The sequence below is a fragment of the Pseudomonas sp. xss_2 genome, assembly GCF_043104195.1.
In the GTDB taxonomy this organism is placed as follows: domain Bacteria; phylum Pseudomonadota; class Gammaproteobacteria; order Pseudomonadales; family Pseudomonadaceae; genus Aquipseudomonas; species Aquipseudomonas urmiensis.
Window position 1 is genome coordinate 242,594 of sequence record NZ_JBICKL010000049.1, and the last position, 24,499, is coordinate 267,092.

Annotated in this window: 25 protein-coding genes; 9 read left to right on the top strand and 16 right to left on the bottom strand. The window is 63.1% G+C overall.

What is annotated here, in order from left to right; all coding sequences use genetic code 11:
- Nucleotides 1–69 precede the first annotated feature (69 nt).
- A complete protein-coding gene (locus ACF8K2_RS12320; protein WP_392465044.1) occupies nt 70–1,395 on the top strand; it encodes an MFS transporter in 1,326 nt (441 codons plus the stop codon).
- Between the two features lie 87 nt (nt 1,396–1,482).
- On the opposite strand, the gene ACF8K2_RS12325 is transcribed toward ACF8K2_RS12320, so the two are convergent.
- The 7 genes from ACF8K2_RS12325 to ACF8K2_RS12355 form a co-directional block, all read right to left on the bottom strand.
- Nucleotides 1,483–4,611 (bottom strand): efflux RND transporter permease subunit, encoded by a 3,129-nt coding sequence (locus tag ACF8K2_RS12325; protein ID WP_392465046.1) that lies wholly within the window; start codon nt 4,609–4,611, stop codon nt 1,483–1,485.
- Between the two features lie 15 nt (nt 4,612–4,626).
- Nucleotides 4,627–5,844, bottom strand: a complete 1,218-nt coding sequence (locus tag ACF8K2_RS12330) for an efflux RND transporter periplasmic adaptor subunit (RefSeq protein ID WP_392465048.1) — start codon at nt 5,842–5,844, stop codon at nt 4,627–4,629.
- A gap of 29 nt (nt 5,845–5,873) precedes the next feature.
- Nucleotides 5,874–7,127 carry a TolC family protein gene (locus tag ACF8K2_RS12335; protein ID WP_392465051.1) on the bottom strand — a complete coding sequence of 418 codons (1,254 nt, stop codon included), beginning with the start codon at nt 7,125–7,127 and terminating at the stop codon, nt 5,874–5,876.
- A 270-nt stretch (nt 7,128–7,397) separates the two neighbouring features.
- Nucleotides 7,398–8,291: a PA4780 family RIO1-like protein kinase gene (locus ACF8K2_RS12340; protein ID WP_392465053.1), complete on the bottom strand. Its 894-nt coding sequence runs from the start codon at nt 8,289–8,291 to the stop codon at nt 7,398–7,400.
- An 86-nt stretch (nt 8,292–8,377) separates the two neighbouring features.
- A complete protein-coding gene (proP, locus tag ACF8K2_RS12345) occupies nt 8,378–9,880 on the bottom strand; it encodes a glycine betaine/L-proline transporter ProP (protein ID WP_392465055.1) in 1,503 nt (500 codons plus the stop codon).
- A gap of 247 nt (nt 9,881–10,127) precedes the next feature.
- On the bottom strand, nt 10,128–11,420 hold the full coding sequence (locus ACF8K2_RS12350) for a PQQ-dependent sugar dehydrogenase (protein WP_392465056.1): 1,293 nt from the start codon (nt 11,418–11,420) through the stop codon (nt 10,128–10,130).
- Nucleotides 11,417–11,845, bottom strand: a complete 429-nt coding sequence (locus ACF8K2_RS12355; protein WP_392465058.1) for a DUF2231 domain-containing protein — start codon at nt 11,843–11,845, stop codon at nt 11,417–11,419. The genes ACF8K2_RS12350 and ACF8K2_RS12355 overlap by 4 nt, the downstream gene beginning before the upstream one ends.
- Nucleotides 11,846–12,084: 239 nt before the next feature.
- Here ACF8K2_RS12355 and chrA point away from each other — a divergent pair, with 239 nt between their 5' ends.
- The 4 genes from chrA (at nt 12,085) to ACF8K2_RS12375 (ending at nt 15,289) form a co-directional block, all read left to right on the top strand.
- Nucleotides 12,085–13,284 carry a chromate efflux transporter gene (chrA, locus tag ACF8K2_RS12360; RefSeq protein WP_392465059.1) on the top strand — a complete coding sequence of 400 codons (1,200 nt, stop codon included), beginning with the start codon at nt 12,085–12,087 and terminating at the stop codon, nt 13,282–13,284.
- Nucleotides 13,285–13,371: 87 nt separating this feature from the next.
- Nucleotides 13,372–13,914: a DUF3455 domain-containing protein gene (locus ACF8K2_RS12365; protein WP_392465060.1), complete on the top strand. Its 543-nt coding sequence runs from the start codon at nt 13,372–13,374 to the stop codon at nt 13,912–13,914.
- Nucleotides 13,915–14,024: 110 nt separating this feature from the next.
- Nucleotides 14,025–14,564 (top strand): sigma-70 family RNA polymerase sigma factor, encoded by a 540-nt coding sequence (locus ACF8K2_RS12370; RefSeq protein WP_392465095.1) that lies wholly within the window; start codon nt 14,025–14,027, stop codon nt 14,562–14,564.
- A complete protein-coding gene (locus ACF8K2_RS12375) occupies nt 14,561–15,289 on the top strand; it encodes an anti-sigma factor domain-containing protein (RefSeq protein WP_392465061.1) in 729 nt (242 codons plus the stop codon). Before ACF8K2_RS12370 ends, ACF8K2_RS12375 begins: the two co-directional genes overlap by 4 nt.
- Nucleotides 15,290–15,317: 28 nt before the next feature.
- Here ACF8K2_RS12375 and ACF8K2_RS12380 read toward each other — a convergent pair whose 3' ends face one another.
- The gene (locus tag ACF8K2_RS12380; RefSeq protein WP_392465062.1) at nt 15,318–17,219 is read right to left on the bottom strand and encodes a potassium transporter Kup; all 1,902 of its coding nucleotides are present in this window, start codon (nt 17,217–17,219) and stop codon (nt 15,318–15,320) included.
- Nucleotides 17,220–17,532: 313 nt separating this feature from the next.
- Between ACF8K2_RS12380 and ACF8K2_RS12385 the strand changes: the two genes are divergently transcribed.
- Nucleotides 17,533–17,967 carry an anti-virulence regulator CigR family protein gene (locus tag ACF8K2_RS12385; protein ID WP_392465063.1) on the top strand — a complete coding sequence of 145 codons (435 nt, stop codon included), beginning with the start codon at nt 17,533–17,535 and terminating at the stop codon, nt 17,965–17,967.
- A gap of 88 nt (nt 17,968–18,055) precedes the next feature.
- Here ACF8K2_RS12385 and ACF8K2_RS12390 read toward each other — a convergent pair whose 3' ends face one another.
- Nucleotides 18,056–18,751: a tellurite resistance TerB family protein gene (locus ACF8K2_RS12390; protein ID WP_392465064.1), complete on the bottom strand. Its 696-nt coding sequence runs from the start codon at nt 18,749–18,751 to the stop codon at nt 18,056–18,058.
- A gap of 346 nt (nt 18,752–19,097) precedes the next feature.
- On the opposite strand from ACF8K2_RS12390, the gene ACF8K2_RS12395 reads away from it, so the two are divergent.
- Together ACF8K2_RS12395 and ACF8K2_RS12400 are read left to right on the top strand one after the other, a co-directional pair.
- On the top strand, nt 19,098–19,559 hold the full coding sequence (locus ACF8K2_RS12395; RefSeq protein ID WP_392465065.1) for a GNAT family N-acetyltransferase: 462 nt from the start codon (nt 19,098–19,100) through the stop codon (nt 19,557–19,559).
- A gap of 152 nt (nt 19,560–19,711) precedes the next feature.
- On the top strand, nt 19,712–20,110 hold the full coding sequence (locus ACF8K2_RS12400; protein ID WP_264232472.1) for a hypothetical protein: 399 nt from the start codon (nt 19,712–19,714) through the stop codon (nt 20,108–20,110).
- Between the two features lie 26 nt (nt 20,111–20,136).
- On the opposite strand, the gene ACF8K2_RS12405 is transcribed toward ACF8K2_RS12400, so the two are convergent.
- Both ACF8K2_RS12405 and ACF8K2_RS12410 read right to left on the bottom strand, forming a co-directional pair.
- Entirely contained in the window at nt 20,137–20,565 is a 429-nt protein-coding gene (locus ACF8K2_RS12405) for an MAPEG family protein (RefSeq protein ID WP_186556999.1), read from the bottom strand.
- Nucleotides 20,562–20,876, bottom strand: a complete 315-nt coding sequence (locus ACF8K2_RS12410; RefSeq protein WP_392465067.1) for a DUF2834 domain-containing protein — start codon at nt 20,874–20,876, stop codon at nt 20,562–20,564. Before ACF8K2_RS12410 ends, ACF8K2_RS12405 begins: the two co-directional genes overlap by 4 nt.
- 106 nt (nt 20,877–20,982) lie before the next feature.
- Between ACF8K2_RS12410 and ACF8K2_RS12415 the strand changes: the two genes are divergently transcribed.
- Nucleotides 20,983–21,801 carry a helix-turn-helix domain-containing protein gene (locus ACF8K2_RS12415; protein ID WP_392465069.1) on the top strand — a complete coding sequence of 273 codons (819 nt, stop codon included), beginning with the start codon at nt 20,983–20,985 and terminating at the stop codon, nt 21,799–21,801.
- A gap of 13 nt (nt 21,802–21,814) precedes the next feature.
- Here the strand turns inward: ACF8K2_RS12415 and ACF8K2_RS12420 are convergent, their stop codons facing one another.
- The 5 genes from ACF8K2_RS12420 to ureE form a co-directional block, all read right to left on the bottom strand.
- On the bottom strand, nt 21,815–22,015 hold the full coding sequence (locus ACF8K2_RS12420) for a DUF1289 domain-containing protein (protein ID WP_264232467.1): 201 nt from the start codon (nt 22,013–22,015) through the stop codon (nt 21,815–21,817).
- Nucleotides 22,016–22,139: 124 nt separating this feature from the next.
- Nucleotides 22,140–22,766, bottom strand: a complete 627-nt coding sequence (gene ureG, locus ACF8K2_RS12425; RefSeq protein WP_186556992.1) for an urease accessory protein UreG — start codon at nt 22,764–22,766, stop codon at nt 22,140–22,142.
- Between the two features lie 11 nt (nt 22,767–22,777).
- Nucleotides 22,778–23,452 carry an urease accessory UreF family protein gene (locus ACF8K2_RS12430; RefSeq protein ID WP_312153659.1) on the bottom strand — a complete coding sequence of 225 codons (675 nt, stop codon included), beginning with the start codon at nt 23,450–23,452 and terminating at the stop codon, nt 22,778–22,780.
- Nucleotides 23,452–23,997 (bottom strand): HupE/UreJ family protein, encoded by a 546-nt coding sequence (locus tag ACF8K2_RS12435; protein WP_186556988.1) that lies wholly within the window; start codon nt 23,995–23,997, stop codon nt 23,452–23,454. Before ACF8K2_RS12435 ends, ACF8K2_RS12430 begins: the two co-directional genes overlap by 1 nt.
- 10 nt (nt 23,998–24,007) lie before the next feature.
- Nucleotides 24,008–24,499: an urease accessory protein UreE gene (gene ureE, locus ACF8K2_RS12440; protein WP_392465070.1), complete on the bottom strand. Its 492-nt coding sequence runs from the start codon at nt 24,497–24,499 to the stop codon at nt 24,008–24,010.

Here is a 24,499-nt window from a genome sequence, read left to right on the forward strand (position 1 = left end):
AACAATGATGACGCGGCGCGACCGCGGCACTCTCATCCAGGCTGCCAATGGAAACCGGAGCGTATCGGTATGTCCACACCCCATGAGGTCTCCCCCGCCACCTTGCGCCGGGTAATCGCCGCATCGGCCGTCGGCAATTTCGTCGAGTGGTTCGACTTCGCCGTCTATGGCTTTCTCGCCACCCTCATCGCCAGCCAGTTCTTCGACAGCTCCGACCCCAGCGCCGGCCTGCTCAAGACCTTTGCCGTGTTCGCCGTGGCATTTGCCCTGCGGCCATTGGGCGGCATCGTGTTCGGCGCACTGGGTGACCGACTAGGCCGCAAGCGGGTATTGTCGATGACCATTTTGCTGATGGCCGGCTCCACCACGCTGATCGGCCTGTTACCCACATACGCCAGCATTGGCCTGGCGGCGCCGATCTTGCTAACCCTGGCGCGCTGCCTGCAGGGCTTCTCCGCTGGCGGTGAATACGCCGGTGCCTGCGCCTACCTGATGGAGCACTCACCCAACGACAAACGCGCCTTCTATGGCAGCTTCGTGCCAGTCTCGACCTTCTCTGCATTTGCTTGCGCCGCCGTGATCGCCTACTCCCTGGAAGCCAGCCTGAGCGCAGAAGCGATGAATGCCTGGGGTTGGCGTGTGCCGTTTCTGGTCGCAGCGCCGCTGGGCCTTGTCGGCCTCTACCTGCGCTGGCGCATGGAAGAAACCCCAGCCTTTCGCGCGGCCATGGCCGAGGGCAAGGAGCACGCCCATTCGCCACTCAAACAGACGCTGCGCAATCACGGCCGGGCCATTCGCAACCTCGGCGCGTTCATTTCGCTGACGGCGCTGTCGTTCTACATGTTCACCACTTACTTCGCCACCTACCTGCAGATGGTTGGCAACCTGACTCGCGCCCAGTCGCTGCTGGTGTCCACCGTCGCGTTGCTGTTCGCCGCAGCCGGGTGCCCGTTGGCCGGGGCCTTCTCCGACCGCGTGGGGCGGCGCAAGACCATCGGCTTTACCTGCCTGTGGGTAATGATTGCGGTGTTCCCGGCCTACTGGCTGGCCAGTTCCGGGTCGATGACCGGGGCGTTGCTTGGGGTGATTCTGCTGGCCATCGGCGCGCTGATGAGTGGCGTGGTGACCGCCGCACTGCTGTCGGAGAGTTTCCCGACGCGCACGCGCTATACCGCCTCGGCGATCACCTACAACGTGGCCTATACCTTGTTCGGCGGGACCGCACCCCTGGTGGCAACGTGGCTGATCGGCCAGACCGGCAGCAGCCTGGCGCCAGCCTTCTACTTGGTGGTGATTGCCCTGATTGCGTTGCTAGGCGGGTTGGCATTGCCGGAAACATCACGCATCTCGTTGCATGATGAAGTGCCGTGCGCACAGCCCAGCCCTGCGCTGTAGTTGCAAAATGCTTTGGCCTCATCGCAGGACAAGTAGCAGCGACGTGTCCCGCGATGAGGCCAGATCAAACAGCACAAACAGACAGTCTTACTCTTCGCGTCGATGCACCCACTGATACAGCGCTGGCAACACCAGCAGGGTCAACGCGGTGGACGACAGGATCCCGCCGATCACCACGGTCGCCAGCGGTCGCTGCACTTCGGCACCCGTGCCGGTCGCCAAGGCCATCGGAATGAACCCCAACGACGCCACCAGCGCGGTCATCAAGACTGGCCGCAAGCGGGTCAGCGCGCCCTCTTCGATGGCCACGCGCAGGGGTCGGCCTTCCTCGCGCAGGCTGCGGATGAAGGCAATCATCACCAGGCCATTGAGCACTGCCACCCCAGACAGGGCGATGAAACCGACCCCAGCCGAGATCGACAGCGGGATATCCCTAAGCCACAGCGCCAACACCCCACCAGTCAAGGCAAACGGAATCCCGGTGAACACGATCAGGCCGTCCTTGAGGTTGCTGAACATCATCAGCAGCAGTGCCATCACCAGCAGCAGCGCCACCGGTACCACCACTTGCAAACGCTCGGTAGCCGACTGCAGCTGCTCGAACTGCCCGCCCCAGCGGGTCCAGTAGCCGGGCGGGATCTGCACCTTGTCGATCAGGGTCTGCTGGGCTTGCTCGACGAACGAGCCCAGGTCACGCCCACGCACGTTGGCGCTGACCACCACCACCCGCTTGCCGTCTTCGCGGCTGATCTGGTTCGGTCCCAATTCCAGGTTCAGGCTCGCCACCTGCGACAGTGCAATGAAGCCAATCTGCCCCGCCGCCGCGCTCGCCGGCACTGGAATGAGCAGGTCCTGCAGGCCATCGACATCGGTGCGCAAGGTTTCCGATAAGCGCACTACCATGTCGAAACGGCGGTCGCCTTCATACAACGTGCCGGCCGTGCGCCCACCCACGGCGATGGCGATGGCGTCCTGCACATCGCCGACATTCAAGCCATAACGTGCGGCCTTGTCGCGCTCGATAGCGATGGTCAGCACCGGCAGGCCGGTGGTCTGCTCGGTCTTAACTTCCGATGCGCCGGGCACCTGTTGCAGGGTCGCGGCAATCTGCGCGGCGGTGCGGTTGAGGGTGTCCATGTCGTCGCCGTAGACCTTGACCGCGACATCGCTGCGCACCCCGGAGATCAGCTCGTTGAAGCGCAGCTGGATGGGCTGGGACAGCTCGTAGTTACTCCCCGGGATACCGGCAGCGGCACGTTGTACCTGGGCGATCAGTTCATCTCGCGGCTTGCCAGGGTCGGCCCACTGCTCACGCGGCTTGAGCATCACATAGGCATCGGAGATGTTCGGCGGCATCGGGTCGGAGGCAATTTCGGCGGTACCGGTACGGGCGAACACGCGCTCGACCTCCGGCACCTGCTGGATGATGGCTTGTTCCAGACGCTGCTGCATCTGCACCGACTCGCTCAAGCTGGTCCCCGGCACGCGCAGGGCTTGCAGGGCGAAGTCGCCCTCGCTGAGGCTGGGGATGAACTCGCTGCCCATGCGGCCAGCCATCACCCCCGACAGCAGCACCAAGGTTGCAGCGCCAGCAAACGCCAGGTTGCGATGGCCCAGCACCCAACTCAGCACCGGGGCATAGCGCAAGCGCGCAGTGCGCATCAGCACGCCCTCTTCTTCCTTGACCTTGCCGGTGACGAACAGCGCGATGGCCGCCGGCACGAAGGTCACCGAGAGGATCATCGCCCCCAGCAGCGCCAATACCACGGTGAACGCCATGGGGTGGAACATCTTGCCCTCGACCCCGGTCAGGGCAAAGATCGGCAGGTACACCACCATGATGATCAACTGGCCGAAGATCAGCGGCCGACGCGCCTCGCGGGCGGCGGCGAACACTTCATGGAAGCGCTCGCTGCGGCTCAGCATGCGGCCATGGCGCTGCTGGGCATGGGCCAGGCGGCGAATGGCGTTCTCGACGATCACCACCGCGCCATCGACGATGATGCCGAAGTCCAGCGCGCCCAGGCTCATCAGGTTGGCACTGACCTTGTTGCTGAACATGCCGGTGAAGGTGAACAGCATCGACAGCGGGATGACCATGGCGGTGATCAGCGCCGCGCGGATGTTGCCCAGGAACAGGAACAGCACGGCGATCACCAGAATCGCGCCTTCGACCAGGTTTTTCTTGACCGTGGCGATCGCCTTCTCGACCAGGTTGGTGCGGTCATAGACCGTCACTGCGACCACGCCCTTGGGCAGGCTGCGGTTGATCTCGACCAGCTTGGCTGCCACGGCCTGGGACACCGCCCGGCTGTTTTCGCCGATCAGCATGAACACCGTGCCCAGCACCACTTCGCGGCCATTCTCGGTAGCCGCGCCTGAGCGCAGCTCCTGGCCCAAGCCGACTTCGGCGACGTGACTGACCCGGATAGGCGCGCCATCGGCGCTGGAGATCACCACATTGGCAATGTCCTCGGCCGAGGCCACTTGCCCCGGCGCACGAATCAGCAGTTGCTCACCATTGCGCTCGATGTAGCCTGCACCGACGTTGGCATTGTTGCGTTCCAGGGCGCCGATCAGGTCATTGAGGGTCAGCTTATAGGTGGCCAGGCGCTTGAGGTCCGGGGCAATCAGGTACTGCTTGGCATGCCCGCCAATGCTGTTGACCTCGGCCACCCCTGGCACGTTGCGCAGTTGCGGCTTGATGATCCAGTCCTGGATCACCCGCAGGTCGGTGGCGCTGTACGGCGTACCGTCGTCCTTGAGCGCGCCCTCCTGGGCCTCGACCGTCCACAGGAAGATCTCACCTAAGCCGGTGGAGATTGGCCCCATGGCTGCCTCGATGCCCTCGGGCAACTGTGCGCGAGCCACTTGCAGGCGCTCGTTGACCAATTGCCGGGCGAAGAAGATATCGGTGTTGTCAGCGAAAATGACCGTCACCTGCGACAGGCCCGAGCGCGACAGCGAACGGGTCTGCTTGAGCCCAGGCAAGCCGGCCATGGCCGTCTCGATGGCGAAGGTGATGCGCTGCTCGGTTTCCAGCGGCGAATAACCGGGGGCAGCGGAATTGATCTGCACCTGGACGTTGGTGATATCAGGGACTGCGTCGATCGGCAGCTTCTGGTAGCTGTGGATGCCCACCGCCGCCATCAGCAGCACAGCGAGCATCACCACCAAGCGCTGCTCGATGGCGAATTGGATGATGCGTTCAAACATGCTGGCGTCCCCGAATCAATGGCTGTGCTCGGCCGAACCCTTGCCGAGTTCGGACTTCAGAACGAAGCTGCCAGCGGCGGCCACTTGGGTCCCTGCACTCAGCCCCTCGGTGATTTCCACCTGGCCGGCGTCACGTCGGCCGGTCTTCACCGGGCGGGCCTCGAAGCCTTCTTCAGTGCGGGCAAACACCACGGTCTGCTCCTCCCAGGTTTGCAAGGCGCTGTCCGGGACAACCACGGGCGCATCGAAGCGCTCGACGTTGACCGCGATGTTGACGAACAACCCTGGGCGCCAGGCGCCATTGGGGTTGGCCAGGGTGGCGCGGACGGTGGCGGCGCGGTTCTGCTCGCCGAGCAGGCTGCCCACGTAATTGACCGTGCCTGCGACCTGGGCGCCCAGGTCGGGCGCGCTGACCGTGACCGTGCGGCCGCTGACGACCTTGTCCAGATCACGCGGCGCCACGGCAAAGGTGGCCCAGACGCGGCTCAGGTCAGACAGGGTGAAGGCATTGCTGGTCTCGTCGACCACCTCGCCCATGGTCAGGTGCTTTTCCACCACCATGGCATCGAAAGGTGCGCGCAGTTCGTAGCGATTACCGGCGCCGGCCGGGGCCACTGCGGCGACTTTCTGCCGGGCATTGGCCAGGGCAATCCGCGCCTCTTGCAGCGCTTGACGCGCTTGCAGGTAGTCCTGCTCGGCGCTGATGCGTTCCTGCCACAGCTGCTGCTCACGCTTGAAGGTCAGCTGCGCCAGCTCCAGTCGGCGCTGTGCGGCCTGCTGTTCGCTACGTAGCTCGGAAATCTGCTGGCTGGCGATCACCGCCAGGACCTGGCCACGCTTGACTGCCTGGCCCAGATTGGCATGCACCGACTGCACCACCCCCGCCACCCTGGGTACCACGTGGGCAGTACGATCTTCATCGAAGCGAATCTCTCCGGGGAAGCTGATCGCCGTGCCCAGCGCGCGTGGGCCAGCGTCAACCAATTGCACGCCGGCTGCGCTGATCTGCGCCGCGCTGAGGTGCAACGTGCCCTCCTCTTCATGCCCTTTGCCGCCTTCCTCGCCGTGGGCATGGCCCGCCTCTTCCTCGTGGCCATGGCCCTGCTGGCCATGCTCATCGTGGCCAGCCTGGCTGCTGGCTGCCGGGCTGAGGTTCCCGGTCCAGGCCAGGCCGCCGATGCCGAGCACCGCGACGGTGGCGACCAGGATGGCGATCTTGCGTGTATTGTCCATTGTCACTCCCAAGGCATTGATTCAATCGTTCAGGGCTGTGCCGATCCGCCAAGCGCATCGAGGTCGCCATAGATGCGCTCGACCTGGGCCCGCGCATCGGTCGCCGCCGCCAGCGCATCCAGGTACAAGCCGCGCGCTTCGATCAGCGTGCGCTGGGCATCGAGCACATCGAGGAAGGCGAACTTGCCCATCTCAAAGCCCCGGGTCGCGGTGTCTACCGCTTGTTGGGCCGAGGGCAGGATGGTGCGGTCGTAGGCCTGCACTTCGTGCATGGCGGTGGCCCACTGGCTCAGCGCATTGCGCGTGTCGCTGCGCAGGCGCAGCTCGGTGGCGTTGCGTAGGTCGCGGGCTTGGTCGGCACGGCGTGTCGCAGCGAGGACATTGCCTTGGTTGCGGTCGAACAATGGCAGCGGCATCGACAGCCCCACCACATTGACCCGCTCGCGGTCCTCGCGGCTGTATTGGCTGCCGACGCTGACGGTGAGGTTGGGAATGCGCTGGGCCTTTTCCGAGCCGAGCGCGGCATCATCGCGACTGATCTGGGCCTGGGCCTGGCGCCATTCGGCGGTTTGCTCGACTTTTGCGAGCAAGGCTTCGGCCTGGGGTGCCGGCCCCGGCGATAGGCTCGCGGCATCGAGCGTGTCGAAATCAGCCAGTGGACTGCCGATCAAACGTGCCAGCGACTGGTAGGCCACCCGCTGCTCGGACTCGGCGCGGCGTGCCTGGGCCTGCGCCTGGGCGAGCTGAACCTGTGCGCGGGTGGCTTCGACCGGCGATGACTGGCCCGCCTTGACCCGCCCCTCGACTACCCGCAGGCCACGCTCGGTCAGGCGCTGCGATTGCTGCGCCAACTCCAGCGCCGTCTGCGCCCGCAGGGCGGCATGAAACGCCTGCACCACATCGGCGCGCAAGCCGTTGCGCTGGCGTTCGAGCTCCAGTTGGGCAAGGTGTTGCCCGGCGCTGGCGACATCGATGCGCGCGCCGCGCTTGCCGCCCAACTCCAGGGGCTGGCTGAGGGTGACGGTGGTGGTGCTGGTGTCGCGTCGGGTGTCCTCGACTTCCCACGACAGTTCCGGGTTGGGGAGCAATCCGGCCTGGCGGCGCTCGCCCTCGGCGATGCCAATCTCGCGCCCGGCGGCAGCTAAATCAGGGTTCTGCGCGAAGGCAGCATCGAGCGCCTGCGACAGGCTCAAGCTCTGCGCCTGTACCGCTGTGGCGGCAAAACCGCTGAGCAGCAGGCAGAGCAAAAGGCTCTTGTGGGGGGTGGCACGAATCCACGGCACGGTACAGGTCCTCGTCGGAAAGCGGTGGCGAGGGACTGTAGGGAGCTGTGGTTATCGAAGCGGTGGCGGAAAAATTACAATTTTGTAATGCGCTGTTTTGATCAGGCGGGCGTCATCGCCGGTGCATCAACCTAAGCGGCCTGCATAGCAACCGCTGTAGGAGCTGGCTTGTCGGGGCGCCGGACCGATGCGATGGGCTGCACAGCAGCCCCAATAACCTAATGCGAGGGCTAACGCCCTCGATCGCAGGCTTTGCCAGCTACAAATCAGCTACTGCATCCAAGGCGGTGGCGGTTCCTCGGCCTTGACCGGGCCATGCTCAGCCTCCTCTCGGGCAGCCCGGCGGCGGGCATCATCGAGCCGCGCCGCTTCGATCTCGCGCAGCACGCCACCTACATCAGCATCGTGGTCGTCGTCCTTGAACTGCCCGGTCAACGGCGTATCGGCCAGCAACTCACCAGCCTCGAACAGCGACCACATTTCCCGCGCATAACGGGTGGCCTTGAGCTCCGGGGCAAAACGGCCGAAATAGCCGCTCATGTTCGCCACATCGCGCTCAAGCATGCTGAAGGCATGGTTGTTGGCCGCAGCATCCACCGCCTGGGGCAAATCGATGATCACCGGACCGTCCGGGCCAAGCAGCACGTTGAACTCGGAAAGATCACCATGCACCAGGCCTGCGCAGAGCATCAGCACGATCTGGCGAATCACGAAAGCGTGGTACTCGCGCGCCTGCTCAGGCTCCAGGTGCACGTCGTTCAGGCGCGGCGCGGCGTTGCCGTCCTCGTCCACCACCAGTTCCATCAGCAGCACGCCGTCCTGGAAATCGAACGGCTTGGGCACCCGCACGCCGGCATGAGCCAGACGGAACAAGGCCGCCACCTCGGCGTTCTGCCAAGCGTCTTCGGCTTCTTTACGGCCGTACTTGGACCCCTTGGCCATGGCCCGGGCCTGGCGGCTGTTGCGCACCTTGCGCCCTTCCTGGTACTCGGCGGCCTGGCGGAAACTGCGTTTGTTGGCTTCCTTGTAGACCTTGGCGCAGCGCACCTGGCTGCCGCAGCGCACTACATAGACCGCTGCTTCCTTACCACTCATCAGCGGCCGTAGTACTTCGTCGACCAGCCCGTCTTCGATCAGCGGTTCAATCCGTTTTGGAGTCTTCATCAGGTTTAATTCGGGGTCCTGTTCTGCCAGACACTGGGTTTGCCGGCCATCCTCTCACAGCCTGAACCGACTTGCTCGCTCCGCCGCTATTCGATACGCGGATGTTGTTGTACCAAATGCTTGCGTTTGGCCTCCAGCTCGGCGATTTGCTCATCGATGTCTTCGATTTTCTGCTCGATATTGTCGTGATGTTCCTGCAAAAGCTCGCGCGCCTCCTCGATATCGGATGCCGCTGGAGCCGCGCCGCGCAAGGGCTGGTTGGCGGTTTCCTTCATGGTCACACCGGTTACCAGGCCGACCAGGGCAATCACCATCAAGTAGTAGGCTGGCATGTACAGGTCATTGGTGCTTTCCACCAGCCAGGCGGCAATGGTCGGCGTGAGGCCTGCGATCAGCACCGAAATGTTGAAGGCACTGGCCAGCGCGCTGTAGCGAATATGGGTGGGGAACATCGCCGGCAGGGTCGAGGCCATCACGCCGATAAAGAAGTTGAGCAGGATCGCCAGCACCAGCAAGCCGGCGAAGATCACGCCGAGCACGCCACTGTTGATCATCATGAACGCCGGGATGGCCAGGATGAACAAGCCAACGCTACCGCAGATGATGAAAGGCCTGCGGCCGAATTTATCGCTGAGCAAGCCGATCACCGGTTGCACGAAGAGCATGCCGACCATGATCGCGATGATGATCAGTACCCCGCGGCTTTCGCTGTAGTGCAGGTTGTGCGACAGGTAGCTGGGCATGTAGGTGAGCAGCATGTAGTAGGTGACGTTGGTCGCGATCACCACGCCAATGCAGGTCAACAGGCTGCGCCAGTGCTGGGTAGCGACTTCCTTGAACGACACCTTGGGGCCGGAGGCCAGCCCTTCGCGGTCGCCCTGTTCGAGTTTGTCGACGTGTTGCTGGAACGCCGGGGTTTCTTCCAGGGCGTGACGCAGGTACAGGCCGATGATGCCCAGCGGCAACGCCAGCAGGAACGGCAGGCGCCAGCCCCACTCGAGGAACTTCTCCTCGCCGACGATGGCGGAGATGAACACCACCAGCCCTGCACCAAACACAAAGCCTGCGATCGAGCCGAAATCCAGCCAGCTGCCAAGGAAGCCGCGCTTGCGATCAGGGGCGTATTCAGCGACGAAGATCGAGGCACCGGTGTATTCGCCGCCGACCGAGAAGCCCTGGGCCATCTTGCACAGCAGCAACAGGATCGGCGCCCAGATGCCGATCGAGGCATAGGACGGGATCAGGCCGATGGCGAAGGTACTCAGGGACATGATCACGATGGTGGCGGCGAGGACTTTCTGGCGCCCGTAGCGATCGCCCAGCGCGCCGAAGAACAGCCCGCCCAACGGGCGAATCAAGAACGGTACGGAAAAGGTGCCAAGGGCTGCGATCATCTGTACGCCCGGGTCGGCGCCTGGGAAAAACACCTTGCCCAGCACATAGGCGACAAAGCCATAGACGCCGAAGTCGAACCATTCCATGGCATTGCCTAACGCAGCGGCGGTGATCGCCTTGCGCATCTTGGCGTCGTCGACGATGGTGATGTCTTTCAAGCCGATCGGCTGGACGCTTTTCTTGCGTGATTTCATATCCGTCACTCTGTCTCTGACTTGTCCTGTGCCTGGCTGCCATCGTTTTGGTGGCCAGGCTCTAAGGCATCAGATACAAAGGGATACGAAATAATTCACCACTAACTGCTTTTTTCAATGAACTCAAAGGCGTCATCGCGGGGCAAGCCCGCTCCAGGTTTGGTGCTCGGGCCAATTGCTGGGGCGACTCACTTCCTGTGGGAGCGGGCTTGTCCCGCGATGAAGCCGGTACGACTTGGCAGTGCCTCTACTGATTGCGCGTCACTCGCCACACCGTATTGGCCAGGTCATCGGCAATGATCAACGCCCCGCGCGGATCGACCGTGACCCCGACCGGCCGGCCGCGGGTCTTGCCGTCTTCACCCCTGAAGCCGGTGGCGAAGTCCACCGGCTCACCTGCCGGCCGGCCATTGCTGAACGGCACGAAGATCACCTTGTAGCCCACAGGATTGGGCCGGTTCCAACTGCCGTGCTCGCCGACAAAGACGCCATCAGCGAACGCCTCGCCCATCGCTGGCAGCGAGAAGTCGACCCCCAGCGCCGCCACGTGCGAGCCAAGGCTGTAGTCCGGCTTGATCGCTGCGGCGACCTTGTCCGGGTTTTGCGGCTGCGCGCGCGGGTCGACGTTCTGGCCCCAATAGCTATAGGGCCAACCGTAGAAACCGCCCTCCTTCACCGAGGTCAGGTAGTCGGGCACCAGATCAGGGCCCAGCTCGTCGCGCTCGTTGACCACCGTCCACAACTGCCCGGTGCCGGGCTGGATGGTCAGTGCGGTCGGGTTGCGCAGCCCAGTCGCATAAGGCCGGTGGGCGCCGGTCTGGGCGTCGATCTGCCAGACCATCGCCCGGTCGATCTCGGCTTCCATGCCACGCTCGGTGATGTTGCTGTTGGAACCGATACCGACATACAGGTAGCGGCCATCAGGGCTGATGGTCAGGGCTTTGGTCCAGTGGTGATTGATCTCGGCCGGCAGGTCGGTGACTTTGCTGGGCGGGCCGCTGGCCTTGGTCTGGCCTTCGCTGTAGTCGAAACGCACCAGCGCATCCTGGTTGGCCACGTAGAGCTTGCCCTCGGCAAAGGCCAGGCCGTAGGGCGCGTTGAGGTTTTCGGCAAACACGGTCTTGAGCTCATAGTTGCCGTCGCCGTCGGCGTCGCGCAGTAAGGTCAGGCGGTTGCCGCCCTTGACCTGGGTATTGCCCTTGGCCTTGATCGAACTGGCGATAACGTCCTTGGGCTTGAGTTTGGCGGCGCTGCCGCCGCGCCCCTCGGCCACCAGAATATCGCCGTTGGGCAGCACCAGGGTCTGGCGCGGAATCCGCAGGTCAGTCGCGATGGCGCTGATACTGTAGCCCTGTGGCACGGTCGGTTTTTGCTCACCCCAGGCGGTTGGCTGGGCGATTTTCATGCTCGGCAGCAAGCCGCGCTGAGGATCGGGCAACTTGGGGTCGGCGCCGTAGGTTTGCTGGGCATCGCCTTCGCCGCCACAGGCGCTGAGCAGCAGCGCCATGCTCAAGGCAGTCAGTGGGTATCTAGGGTTCATTGTGCACCTCCCGATCGCAAGTTGGTCAGGCCGATCCAGGTCGCGATACAGGCCAGCGCGCTGACGATCACCGACAGCACCAGGCCCGAGGGCATTACCGCCCAGGCGTCCTTGGCATGCTCGAAGGCATTGACCAGGCCCAGCAGCCAGGTGGCCAGCAGCACCAGGAAATACACCAGCGCACGCCCGCCTTTATGCTCGGCGCGGATCAGATTGACCAACCCGAACAGCAACGCCAGCCCGCAGAACAGCAAGCCGCCAGCGATTAGCCAGGCGGCGAAATTGCTCCACTGGATCTGGTAGCTCTGGTAGTAGGCGATATCACTGAGCAAACCGCCGAGAAACAGCGGCACAGTACCGGCCAGCAAGGTCGCGTGCAGCGGACCTGGCGTGCAGCGATAGACAGGTTGAGTGGTAACAGTCACGGCGGCTCCTTTCATTCGACAATCCTTGAAGTCCTGCTCAGCGCAGCTGCACAAGACGCGCGATCACTGAGCATAGAAGAAGATCCCCCTGGCAAAGCGTTAGTTCAGCGCATTTGCGCGAATTGAAACGTTTCGAAAGACTTGCCGATGCGCCACCTCGAACTGCTCTCAGAGAATCCCGGGGCGCGATGGCAGGCAATGTGATAAAGGTGATCGAGCCGCCACCATCGAGCCTGAACATGTCCGATACCCCAGAGACCAACACGCGCCCATGGGCGGTCTTGCTGATCTTTCTGCGCCTGGGCCTGACCTCGTTCGGTGGGCCGATTGCCCACCTGGGTTACTTTCGCGATGAGTTCGTCATGCGCCGGCACTGGCTGAGCGAGCGCAGCTATGCCGACCTGGTTGCGCTGTGCCAGTTCCTGCCGGGCCCGGCCAGTAGCCAAGTGGGTATCGCCCTGGGCTTGTCGCGGGCCGGCTACCGTGGCGCGCTGGCAGCGTGGGTCGGTTTCACTTTGCCTTCTGCGCTTGCCCTGGTGCTGGTCGCCCTGAGCCTGGCCCGGTATGCACAAGCGATTGCCCCAGGCGTGCTACAAGGTCTGCAGATGGTGGCAATTGCTGTAATCGCGCAAGCAGTGTGGGGCATGGCGCGCGCATTGTGCCCGGACATCCCGCGCATCATCTTCATGGCAGTGGCGACCTGCGCGGCGCTACTGCTGCCGTCAGCGGGCCAGATCACCGTCATCGCCCTCGCTGCCAGCAGCGGTTTTCTGCTGTTCAAGCCACGCCAAGGCACACCCCATGAGCCACTGCCGATCACGATCCGCCGCCGCATTGCGATGCTGTGGCTGTCGCTGTTTTGCGCCCTGCTGATCGGTTTGCCGATCCTCGCCAAACTGTCTGCCAATCAGGCCCTGGCGCAGTTTGATGCGTTCTACCGGGTAGGCTCGATGGTCTTTGGCGGCGGCCATGTGGTGCTGCCGTTGCTGGAGGCTGAAGTGGTAGCCAGTGGCTGGGTCAGCCGCGACACTTTCCTGGCAGGCTACGGACTCGTGCAAGCGGTACCGGGGCCGCTCTTCACCTTCGCGGCGTTTCTGGGCGCTTCGATGAACGGCGCGCCTAGCGGCTGGGCGGGCGGGCTGATCTGTCTGGTGGCGATTTTCCTGCCTTCGTTTCTGCTGGTTGTGGGTGTGCTGCCGCTGTGGGAGCGTCTGCGCCGTAACACGCGTGCACAAGCGGCGTTGATGGGCATCAATGCCGCCGTGGTCGGGCTGTTGCTGGCCGCCCTGGTGCGACCGATAACGGCCACCGCGCAGCATGCGCCACAAGACCTGGCCCTGGCACTGTTGGCCCTGGTTGCGCTGATGCTGGGCAAACTTCCTCCCTGGCTGGTGGTGATCGCGGGTGGCGCTGCCGGTTGGCTGTTGAGCTTTTTTTGAAATCGGCTGCATCCAAAACACGCACTGGCGGGTAATCCCTTCAGCAGCCTTTCGCTGCCGAACCGTTCCCCCTGCGGAGAAACCGTCATGAATGCCAAATGCATCCTCAGTATCATCCCCCGCACGCTGGCCATCGCCGGCCTGTCGCTGACCCTGCACACTGCCTACGCCCAGACCAGCCTGCCCGACGCGGTGAAAGTCCCCGATGGCTACAAAGTGGTCATGGAAACCGTCGGAGTCGGCGAGATCACCTACCAATGCCGGGACAAGGCCAACGCCCCCGGCCAGAGCGAATGGTTCTTCGTCGGCCCCAAGGCCGTGCTCAATGACCGCGCCGGCAAAGCCGTTGGCAGCTACTTCGGCCCGCCCGCCACCTGGCAGGCCAAGGATGGCTCGAAAGTCACCGGCACGCAGCTGGCCGTGGCGCCAGCGAGCAAGGCCGACCTGCCCTATCAGTTGGTCAAGGCCAACCCGGCCGAGGGCCAGGGCGCGATGATCGGCGTCAGCTACATCCAGCGCCTGGCCACCCAAGGCGGCGTGCCGCCGAGCACGCCGTGCAGCGCGGCCAACAAAGGTGAGCAACAGGTGGTGAAGTACCAGGCCGACTACATTTTCTGGGCGGCCAAGTAACGACCCAGGCGGCTCGGTGAGCGCAGTGAAAGTCGTCTACGCTGTTCGACAAACCCCAGCCCGCTGGCCGGGGTATCGACCTGCTGCCGAGGGCTGAACTCACCGTGTCATTGCCCGAACCCGGCTTCGATTACCAAGGCTGTCTTGCAGCCTGCGCGCAGGGCCAGCGCCAGGCCCTGCGCGAACTGTATGACCTGGAAAGCGCACGCTTGCTTGGGGTCGCCCGGCGCATCGTGCGCGACAGCGCCACGGCCGAGGATGTAGTCCACGATGCTTTTGTCAGGATATGGACCCGCGCTGGCAGTTTCGATCCAAGTCGAGGTTCGGCACGCGGCTGGATCTACAGCATCACCCGCCACCTGGCGTTGAACTTCATTCGCGATGGCGCACGCCTGGTGCCTGCCGGCGAGGAGGATGAGCCAGTGTCAGCCGTCTCTGAACAGCAGCCTGGCTTCGACCTGCAAGCACGCTCGGCGAAGATCTTCGACTGCCTCGATCAGCTAGAGCCGTCGCGGCGCAGCTGCATCCTGCATGCCTATGTCGATGGCTGCACGCACGCCGAGATCGCGCAGAAACTCGGCGCGCCGCTGGGCACCGTCAAAGCCTGGATAAAGCGTGGCTTGAGCGCATTGCGGGAGTGCATGGGATGACCACCCAGAACGGCGACGAGCGCCCTGATGAGCTGCAGCAACTGGCTGGCGAGTACGTCCTGGGCACGTTGCCTGGCGAGCAACAACGCGCGGTGCAAGCACGCCTGCAACACGACCCGGCCCTGCGCGCGGCGGTGGATGCCTGGGAGCAGCGGTTACTGGAGTTGACAACGCTTGCCGAACCTCAACAGCCCAGCCCACAGCTGCGCCAGCGCATCGAACGCAGCCTGGATACCCTTGAGTCACCCGCCCCGTCAACGTCGCGCCAACAGGCCGACTCGTGGTGGAACCTGCTGCCCTTGTGGCGTGGCTTGGCGGGTGCCGGGCTGCTCGCCAGCCTGCTCATGGCGCTGGCCCTGCTGCTGGGCGACCCGCCGCCGGCCACGCCCACTTACCTGGTGGTGCTGGTGGCGCCACACAGCCAGGCACCTGGCTGGGTGGTGCAAGCCAGCGATCGCCAACAGGTGCAGTTGATCCCCTTGGGCGAGACGATCATCCCGGCAGACAAAGCCCTGCAATTCTGGACCAAGGCTGACCACTGGCAGGCGCCGGTGTCACTGGGTTTGGTCAAGCCTGGGCAAACCCTCTCGCTGCCGTTGGACAAGCTGCCGCCGCTTGAAGCAAACCAGCTGTTCGAGCTGACCCTGGAGGGCGTACAGGGCTCGCCGACGGGCAAACCTACAGGGCCAATCCAGTTCATCGGGCGCGCGGTGAAAGTCATCTGATGCCTATTCCATTGGCCTGGCGCTGGGCCTACATCTCCACCTGAGTGCCCAGCTCGATCACCCGGTTAAGCGGCAATTGGAAGTACTTGAGGTTGCTGTTGGCGTTCTTCAGCAAGAACGCGAACAACTGCTCGCGCCAGCGCGCCATGCCAATGCGCTTGGTGGCAATAACCGTCTCGCGACTGAGGAAATAGGTGGTGCGCATCGGGCTGAAGTCCAGGTCCTGACGCTGGCACAGGCTAAGGGCGAGCGGCACATCAGGCTCTTCGATGAAGCCAAAATGCAGGGTGACGCGGAAGAACCCGGCGCCATAGGCCTCGACCTCCAAGCGCTGCTCGGGCCTGACCCGCGGCGAGTCTTCGGCGACCACCGTGAGCAACACCACCTGCTCATGCAGCACCTGGTTGTGCAGCAGGTTATGCAGCAAGGCATGCGGTACCGCATCGGTCCTGGCGGTGAGAAACACCGCAGTGCCCTGCACCCGATGCGGTGGCTGCGCCTGGATGCTGGCGATGAACAGCGGCAGCGCCAGCGCGGCTTCATCCAGCCGCTCGAAGATGATCTTGCGCCCGCGCTTCCAAGTGGTCATCAGCACGAACAGCGCTAAGCCGGCAATTACCGGGAACGCCCCGCCCTGCACGATCTTCGGCGCATTGGCGGCAAAATACAGGCTGTCGACCAGCAAGAACCCGAGCAGCATGGGGATCGCCAGCCAGCGCGGGGTTTTCCACAACAGCAAGACCACCGCCGCGGACAACAGCGTGGTGATCAACATGGTGCCCGTCACCGCCACCCCGTAAGCCGCCGCCAATGCACTGGATGACTCGAATCCGATCACCAGCAGCACCACGCCGACCATCAACGCCCAGTTCACCGTGCCGATGTAGATCTGCCCCTGTTCGTGACTGGAGGTGTGCTGGATGAACATACGCGGCACATAGCCCAGCTGAATCGCCTGGCGGGTGAGCGAGAAGGCGCCGGATATCACCGCCTGCGAGGCGATGATGGTCGCCAGGGTCGACAGCGCTACCATCGGCAGCAGTGCCCAGCTCGGCGCCAGCAGGTAGAACGGGTTGCGCACTGCCTCTGGGTTGTCGAGGATCAACGCGCCCTGGCCGAAATAGTTGAGCACCAGCCCCGGCAGTACCAGCAGGAACCAGGCCCGAGCGATCGGTTTACGGCCAAAATGGCCCATGTCGGCATACAGCGCTTCGGCCCCGGTCAACGCCAGCACCACTGCGCCGAGGATGGCCACGCCCATGCCCGGATGAACCACGAAGAACTGCACCGCCCAGGCAGGGTTGAGCGCCAGCAGCACTTCCGGGCGCTGGACAATGCCATGGATGCCCAGGGCACCCAAGACCACGAACCACAGCACCATCACCGGCCCGAACAGAATGCCGATGCGCGCCGTGCCGTGTTTCTGGATCAAGAACAGCCCAACCAGCACGATCACGGCCAGCGGTACCACCCAATGGTCGATGCCATCGAAGGCCAGCTGCAGGCCTTCTACCGCCGACAGCACCGAAATGGCCGGGGTGATCATGCTGTCGCCGTAGAACAGCGCGGCACCAAACAAGCCAAGCAGCACCAGCACCCTGCTCAGCCGGGGAAACGGCGCCGCTGCCCGCCGCGCCAGCGCGGTCAATGCCATGATCCCACCCTCGCCTTGGTTGTCGGCGCGCAGGATAAACAACACGTACTTGATCGTAACCACCCAGACCAATGACCAGAGCACCAGCGACAGAATGCCCAGCACGCCATCGTGACTGGCTTGCACGCCATAGTGGCCGGAAAACACTTCTTTTAGGGTGTACAGCGGGCTGGTGCCGATATCGCCATAGACCACGCCGACTGCGGCGACGAGCATGCCGATACCTGTGGTTCTACCGTGGTTGGACTGATCTGCTGCGGTCGCTGCTTGGCTCACGAATCACTTCTCTGCACAGGGGGAGGCAACACAGTCGGTCCATGAGCGTTAGCGGCTCCCCACAACCTGCTTGCCAGGCCGCCGCAGCAGCCTGGGTTCAAAGAGGTCAAGTTGACACTGCCCGCCTGCGGGCAAAAAGTGCCGCTAGTATGCTGATCGGCAGCCGTGCTCGTCGTAAAAAAACCGTAAAAACCAGCCCCGGCAGCCACTGCTAAGCGGCCTGAACATAACGAGCGGTCGCAGCTTATGCCGCGCTTTGGCTGTTTCAGCGCCAGCGACTACGCTGACGTGCAAGCCTTGAGGAGATACAGTCATGCCCACGCTCAACTCGCTGCTCTGTGCGGTGCTTGCCGTTACGCTGAGCAGCACAGCAGCGCTATCGCTTGCTGACCCTGGCAATGGCAAAGGCAAGGGACACGACAAGGGTGGCCAGCACGGCAAGCAGGACCCGGCAGGCGCAAACTACCGGCACGACGGACCTTCGATCGATGTCGCAGGGGTCAGGATCATTCTCGGCGACAATCGTGACTACTGGAGCCCGGGAGCGGCTTTGCCGCCGGGCATCCAGAAAAACCTAGCTCGGGGCAAACCACTCCCGCCCGGTATCGCCAAGAAACTGGACAGCCGCCTGCTGGGCCGTCTACCTCATTACGAGGGCTATGAATGGCAACAGGCAGGCAAGGACCTGTTGCTGATCACCCTCGCCACCGGCGTTATTTATGAAGTGCTGCACAATGTGCTGGATTGAACCAGGGAGAAAGCTGTCTGCCACCCAGCTCATGGGCCTTGCCTGAGTGGGTTTCAGATTGATGAGCAGCACAGGCATCGCAAGACGCTCAGGCGGCTCCCTTGGCCTGCTGTTCCAGGTGCACCTGCAATGCCGCATCGATGTTCAATGCGCCGGCCAGTTCGTCCAGGTAGGCCCGCTCTGCGGCCTGCTGGTCATCCACCAGCATCACGCTGGCCAGGTACATTTCCGCAGCCATGCCTGGGTCTTGGGCCGACTGTGCCACTTCGACGGCATCGAGTGGCTTGCCGACTTCTTCATCGAGCCATTGCTGCAAGTGCGGGTCACTGGTTTGGCGTTTGATTTCAGCGTAGATCAACTGTTCTTCCTGCTTGTCGATGCGCCCGTCTGCCTTGGCTGCCGCAATCAGCGCGCGCAAGATTGCATGGCTGTGATCCTCGGCTTCGAGGCCTGACAATTGATCGACAGTGCGCACGGCCTGTTGCGGGGCTGCGGCCTGGCTGCGCTGCCAGCTTTGATAAGCGCGGAACGCCATCATGCCCAGCGACGCCAGGGCTGCGTAATTGCCTGCGGCCGAGCGCCCTTGGGTAGATCCGCCGCCACCGCCCCCCAACAGACCGCCCAATAAACCACCCAGGCCATCACGGCCACCGGTTGCACTGCCGCCGCCAAGCAGGCCACCCAGCAAACCGCCCAGGCCGGCTTGCGCTGACATGCCGCCTTGTTGCGCTTGCGCGCCTTGCCCGGCGCGCAGTAACTGTTCGAGTAGATCACTGGTGTTCATGGCACCGCCCTCGGTCGGTAGTGGTTGCCCAGACAAGCAACGATAGCCCCCTCAAGGCAATCCGCCATGACCGTCTGGCCGACGGGGAGCTCGGGGTTTAACGGACATGAAAGGCCGTTATCGATCTGAAGCGGACATGCCGAGAAGTCGGGCGTATCTACTTCACTACGCCATTGCGTAAGTCCCGACGGCCATTGAAGTAAGGGTCGCAATTACACTTAAAAACATTGACTCGTTTGACATTACGCAACCATTTGAAGAATGTGCATAGCGAGTTGAATGCCAGTCAACCCGCCTATTTTTCTACCTTTCCACATCATAACCACCTATACAGTGACAACGACTCATGACCCACCTGACCTATCGCCCGGCCAAGTCCGATGACGCCGCCTTGTGTATCAAGATCCGCGGGCTGACGAGAGAAAATGCATTCTCAGAACAAGAGCTAAATGCACTTGGTATCACTGCCGAATCTTGGAGCACCGGTATCCAAGACGGCAGCTGCCCTGGCTTCGTCGCCTGTGCCGATGGCCAGATGATTGGCTATTGCTTTGGTGATCGGAATACCGGCGAGATTGTTGTGCTGGCCCTTCTTCCTGCCTACGAAGGCCTGGGCATCGGCAAAGCGCTGCTGGCGATGATGGTCGATAAACTCAAAACTCAAGGACTGCATCGCCTGTTCTTGGCTTGCTCGAGCGATCCAAATGTTCGTTCCTATAGTTTCTATCGACACCTGGGATGGAGCCCGACAGGGGAGACAGATGAATATGGAGATGAAATCCTCGAATTGCAGTTGAGTCATCAATGACGTCACCGCATAAAATCTTGGGCGCTTAGAACTTTTCCCAGTTTATCGGTCTATGTGGATACGCGCATTTGCTCGGTAGACAGCCACCTCGCCAGGTTTTCCGCAAGCAGATGGGCATACGTCAAACTGCCACGTAGAGGTTGTCTTTGCTCATGAAATTCAATGCCCCTCGGATGGTGCTTTTGGCCCTGTTCGCCTTCGCGGCAGTGGGCTCGGCATCAGCAACACAGATCAACCCCAAAGCGCCGGCCTTGGCCCAGCAACTGACAGCCGTTGAGCCAGCCAAGCAGTCGGCTGGCAATCCTTGGTCAAGCCTGGCCGACGTCGCCGATCAGCAGTCGGCGCCATTGCTGGCCCATGACGACCGTTACTGGCACGACGGCCGTTGGCACGATCGCCGAGATGAGTGGCGACGCGACAACTGGCGCCGAGATCAATGGCGTAGGGAGCAGGCGCGCCGTGAAGCCAAACGCCATCGTGATTGGGAGCGCCACCACGAACGGGTAATGCGCCACCGCTACGAAGAGCATCACCGTTACTATCGCCGCTAACACCCTGCACGCCTGAGCCTGAGTGCTCAGGCCGCCAGCACCCTGAGCACAATCATCCCGGCCAGGCCGAGCAAACACAGCACACCCATGCCATAACTGACCGTACGCCATGGCTGCACGCCCGCTAGATAAGTGACGGTGTGCAAGACCCTGGCGACGGTAAACAACCCGCTCAAGTACTGGCTCATCACCCCGGGCGCATCAACGGCAACCGCCAGCCCACCCAGCGCAATGAACAGCGGGATGCTTTCAAGGTCATTGCTCCAGGCTTTCGCGCCGCGTCTGACTTGGGGGCATTCTTCGAATTCGGCCGAGCGCCGGAAAACAGCAGCATCTTCGGGGTTTGTGAAGATCTTGCAGCGCAAACGAAAATAGCCTTGATAGCACGAGATCGCGAGCATCTTGAGCAGCAGAACCACCACACAGATGGCATACACAGACAGCACACTGTTCATTGCCTGCCCCTGCCGCATAAGCCCCGAACGACGATATACAACAGCGGCCCTGCTGAAACGAACACGATCGTGACCAGCACGTACGGCAGCACCCGGCGCAGAGGCTGCCCTCTGGCGCGGGTGTCGTTGACCATCCAGAAACAGGCAAGCCCGGCCATCAGGTACAGATCGATGACCACTTGGGCAGTGTCGGGCCTGGCCATTAGCTCAAGGCCGAAGGCGATCAGCGACTGATCGGCAATCAGCATGCTCCAGCCGGTGTACAACGTGAAAGCCAACAGCAGCGGTAAAGCGATATAGGGCGCGCGCATGTGCTTCTCCTGGTGAGTTGCACGCAACCCTAGTGGTAGAGTTGCTGGCCGCTCAATGACCTGACAGGTCATGGACTCGCTACACAAGGACCGTCAGAGTGCACCCATGAGCCCCTCCCACTCCCTCACGACTCATCCGCCTACCGCCACAGCGGCGGGTGAGCACCTGCGGCGCCTGCGCCGTCAAGCCAGGCTTAGCCAGCTCGAACTGTCGCTGATTACTGGCATTTCCCAGCGTCACCTCAGCTGCGTCGAGACCGGCCGCGCCAAGCCCAGTCCGAGCACGCTGCATGCTTTGCTGTCAGCCCTCGACGCTCCACTGGAACAACGCAATGAGATATTTCTCGCGGCAGGTTTTGCCCCGCGCTACATGGCCTCGACACCCGACGCGCCAGCGATGGCAATGGTGCATGACGCGATCGAGCACATCCTGCAGGCCAACAACCCGGCACCGGCGTTGGTGATCGCCAGTAACTGGGACATCACCGCTGCCAACGCCAGTGCCGGCTTGCTCCTGGCAATGCTCGGTGTTCAGACGACCCAGCCCTCCGGCCTGAATCTGCTCGACACGCTGCTGCGCCCCGGTGGCCTGGGCGACCACCTGGTCAATGCCGATGAGATACGCACAATTGCCTGGCAACGCGCGGCCCGGGAAGCCTTCAGCAATCCTGAGTTGGCTGAGCTGTTGCGCAAGCTGCCTGGGCCAACCGATCTGCCGCTGAGCCCGGCACTCTCCCCGGTGGTATTGACCCGAGTGCGCAGCGGGCAAGGCGAGCTCAACTTCCTGTCGACCTTTACCACCTTCGGCATGCCGCTGGACATCAGCGTGGCGTCGCTGCGTATCGAACATCTGATCCCTGCCGACCGGCAAACCTGGCAGGTGATGACAACGGCGTACGCGCAGTGGTCGGCAGCGGCAGGTTAGGCGCAGCCCAAGGTCATTCGCTCGGCTGGCGCTTGGCGTTTTTCTTGGCGATGGCTTTCAACCGCACAGCCGCTCGCTGCACGGTGGCCATCTTTTCCGGGCGTTTCATTGCACGCCATTTGCGGATCTCGTCCCGGCTTCGACCACAGCTCACGCACAGCTCGCTGTTGAGCTGGCACAGCGAGACGCAGGGGTTGTCGATGTCTTTGGCCATGGGCTTGCTCCTGAGCGGGCGCAGATCATACCTCAAGCGCGTTGCTGCGGGGGCTGTCGCCCCTCATTGCAGGACACGTCGCAGCGATGAGGGGCGACTGGCCGTCAGCCATGGCACTGCGACGTCAAGAACTTCTGACCCCCAGCATCCCGCGCTCGACGATGAAATCGATCACAGCCTGCAACCCCTCGCCCTTCTTCAGGTTACTGAAGGTCCAAGGCCGCTGCGGGCGCATGCGCTGGGTATCACGCTCCATCACTTCCAACGAAGCGCCAACATACGGCGCCAGGTCGGTCTTGTTGATTACCAGGAAGTCCGACTTGGTAATCCCCGGGCCACCTTTACGTGGGATCTTCTCACCCTCGGCAACGTCGATCACGTAGATGGTCAGGTCGGCCAGCTCCGGGCTGAAGGTGGCGCTGAGGTTGTCACCGCCGCTCTCGACGAAGATCACCTCAAGGTTGCCGAACTTGCGCGCCAAGGCCTCCACTGCGGCCAGGTTCATCGAGGCATCCTCGCGAATCGCGGTGTGCGGGCAGCCGCCGGTCTCTACCCCGACGATACGCTCAGGCTCAAGGGCACCGGCCTCGGTAAGAATGCGCTGATCTTCCTTGGTGTAGATGTCATTGGTCACCACGGCGATCTGGTAGTGATCGCGCATGGCCTTGCACAGCGCTTCGAGCAGCGCGGTCTTGCCGGATCCTACCGGGCCGCCGACACCGACGCGCAGGGGTTGCTGATAGCTTTGCATGAAGGCAGTCCTCAAGAACGGAACAAACGGGTGTATTGGGTTTCATGTCGCGACGAGGCAATTGCCAGCAGCGGCAAGCCGCCACCGAGTTGCTCGTCGCTCAGGCTTAAGGCCTGGTCGAGCACTGCCGGCAGCGCTTCACCGAGGTCGCGCAGCAGGGTCTGGGCGGCCTGCTGGCCGAACGGCACCAGCTTGACCCCAGCCATCACCGCCCCTTCCAGCCAGGCAAAGCCCAGGCCCAGGGCTAGCTGGCGTAACGGGATCGACCAGTGCACGGCCAGCCAGGCCATACCGCCTAGCTGGCTAAGCTCAAGGCTCGCTCGCCAGGCCGGGTCTTGGCCCAGCTGCCAGCCGTCGAGCATCCGCGCCAGGGCATATCCGCGCTGGCGCTCCTCAAGGCGCAGCTCGGCGGTCTCGCGGTTGGCCAGCAAGAACTGGCTCCAGCGCCCGAAGGCTTGGGCATCGTTGGCCTGGCAGGCATGGTACAAGCGCGCCAGCAGCGGCCAGTCGAGGTAGCCGAGGGTGTCGTGCAACTGCTCTCGCTGCCAGTCACAAAAGCTGGCAATGTTGCTCACCCAGCCAGCCTCGACCGCCCACTCCAGCCCTTGCGAATAGGTAAAGCCGCCCACCGGCAAGCCGGGGCTGGCCAGCTGCAGCAGGCGCAGCAGCGCCAGGTCGCTGCTCATCAACCGGCCACGACCAGCGCAGCGCCGGCCAGCAGGCCGCCGCCGAAGGCCTTCTGCAAACCGCTATGGCGACGCAGCAGGCAACCTACGGCAAAGCCTGCCGCCAACAATAGGCCGCTGACGGTGACAAAGCCTGCACTGAACAGCCAGAACGCACTCGGGGTCGCTTCGACACCGTGCGCCCAGCCATGGAACAAGGCGAAGATCGGCATGGCCAACGCCAGCAACAGCTGCCGACCTGGCACCAGCAGCGCCGCGGCAGCCACCAGCAGGGAGCCGATGATCATGCTTTCCATCCCCAGCACATCACCGAACAGATGCCCCAGCACTGCGCCTGCGAACATCGCCGCCAAGGTCGCCAGCGGCAAGGCCAGGCTGCGCCGGGTCAGTGCCGCCAGCACGCCGGTACCCAGCAGCATCAGCAAGTGATCGAGGCCCGTCAGCGGATGCAGCAAGCCATCGTGCAGCGGGTTGCTGTCGTGGCCAGGGTGGGCGAAAGCCGGTACGGCGACCAGCAGTAACAACAGGGCAAGGCTTTTTTTCATTGATGTTTCCTCAGGAATGGGCAGGCAGGCGCACGAACGGATGATCGTTGCCATGGCTGTGGCTGTGGCTATGCGGCGCGCTCTGGTAGGCACCTGCTTCCGGTTCGAATGGCGCCTGCTCGGCGTCCACGCTCAGGCCAAGGCCGCGCACCATGTCATCGAGTACATAGTCATGCTGATAGCGCAGCAGCCCGGCTTCGATCTGCAGTGGCACATGGCGGTTACCCAGATGATAGGCAGCGCGAGCCAGCAGCAAAGGGTCGCTGCAGCGCACCGTGGATACCGCCTCTGGCGCGGCCACCACACGCACGACCTGGCTGCCGTCGGCGTCAGCGAGCAGCTCGCCACCGCGCAGCAGATGACCGCGTTCGAGCATCAGCCCGGCCTCGCGGCCATCGTCGAGGGTGACACGCAGGCGGCTCTTGATACGGCTGTCGACATCCAAGGTGACGCTAGCGGTCACCGGTGCGGCATCGGCGATGCGTCGGGTCAGGACAATCAT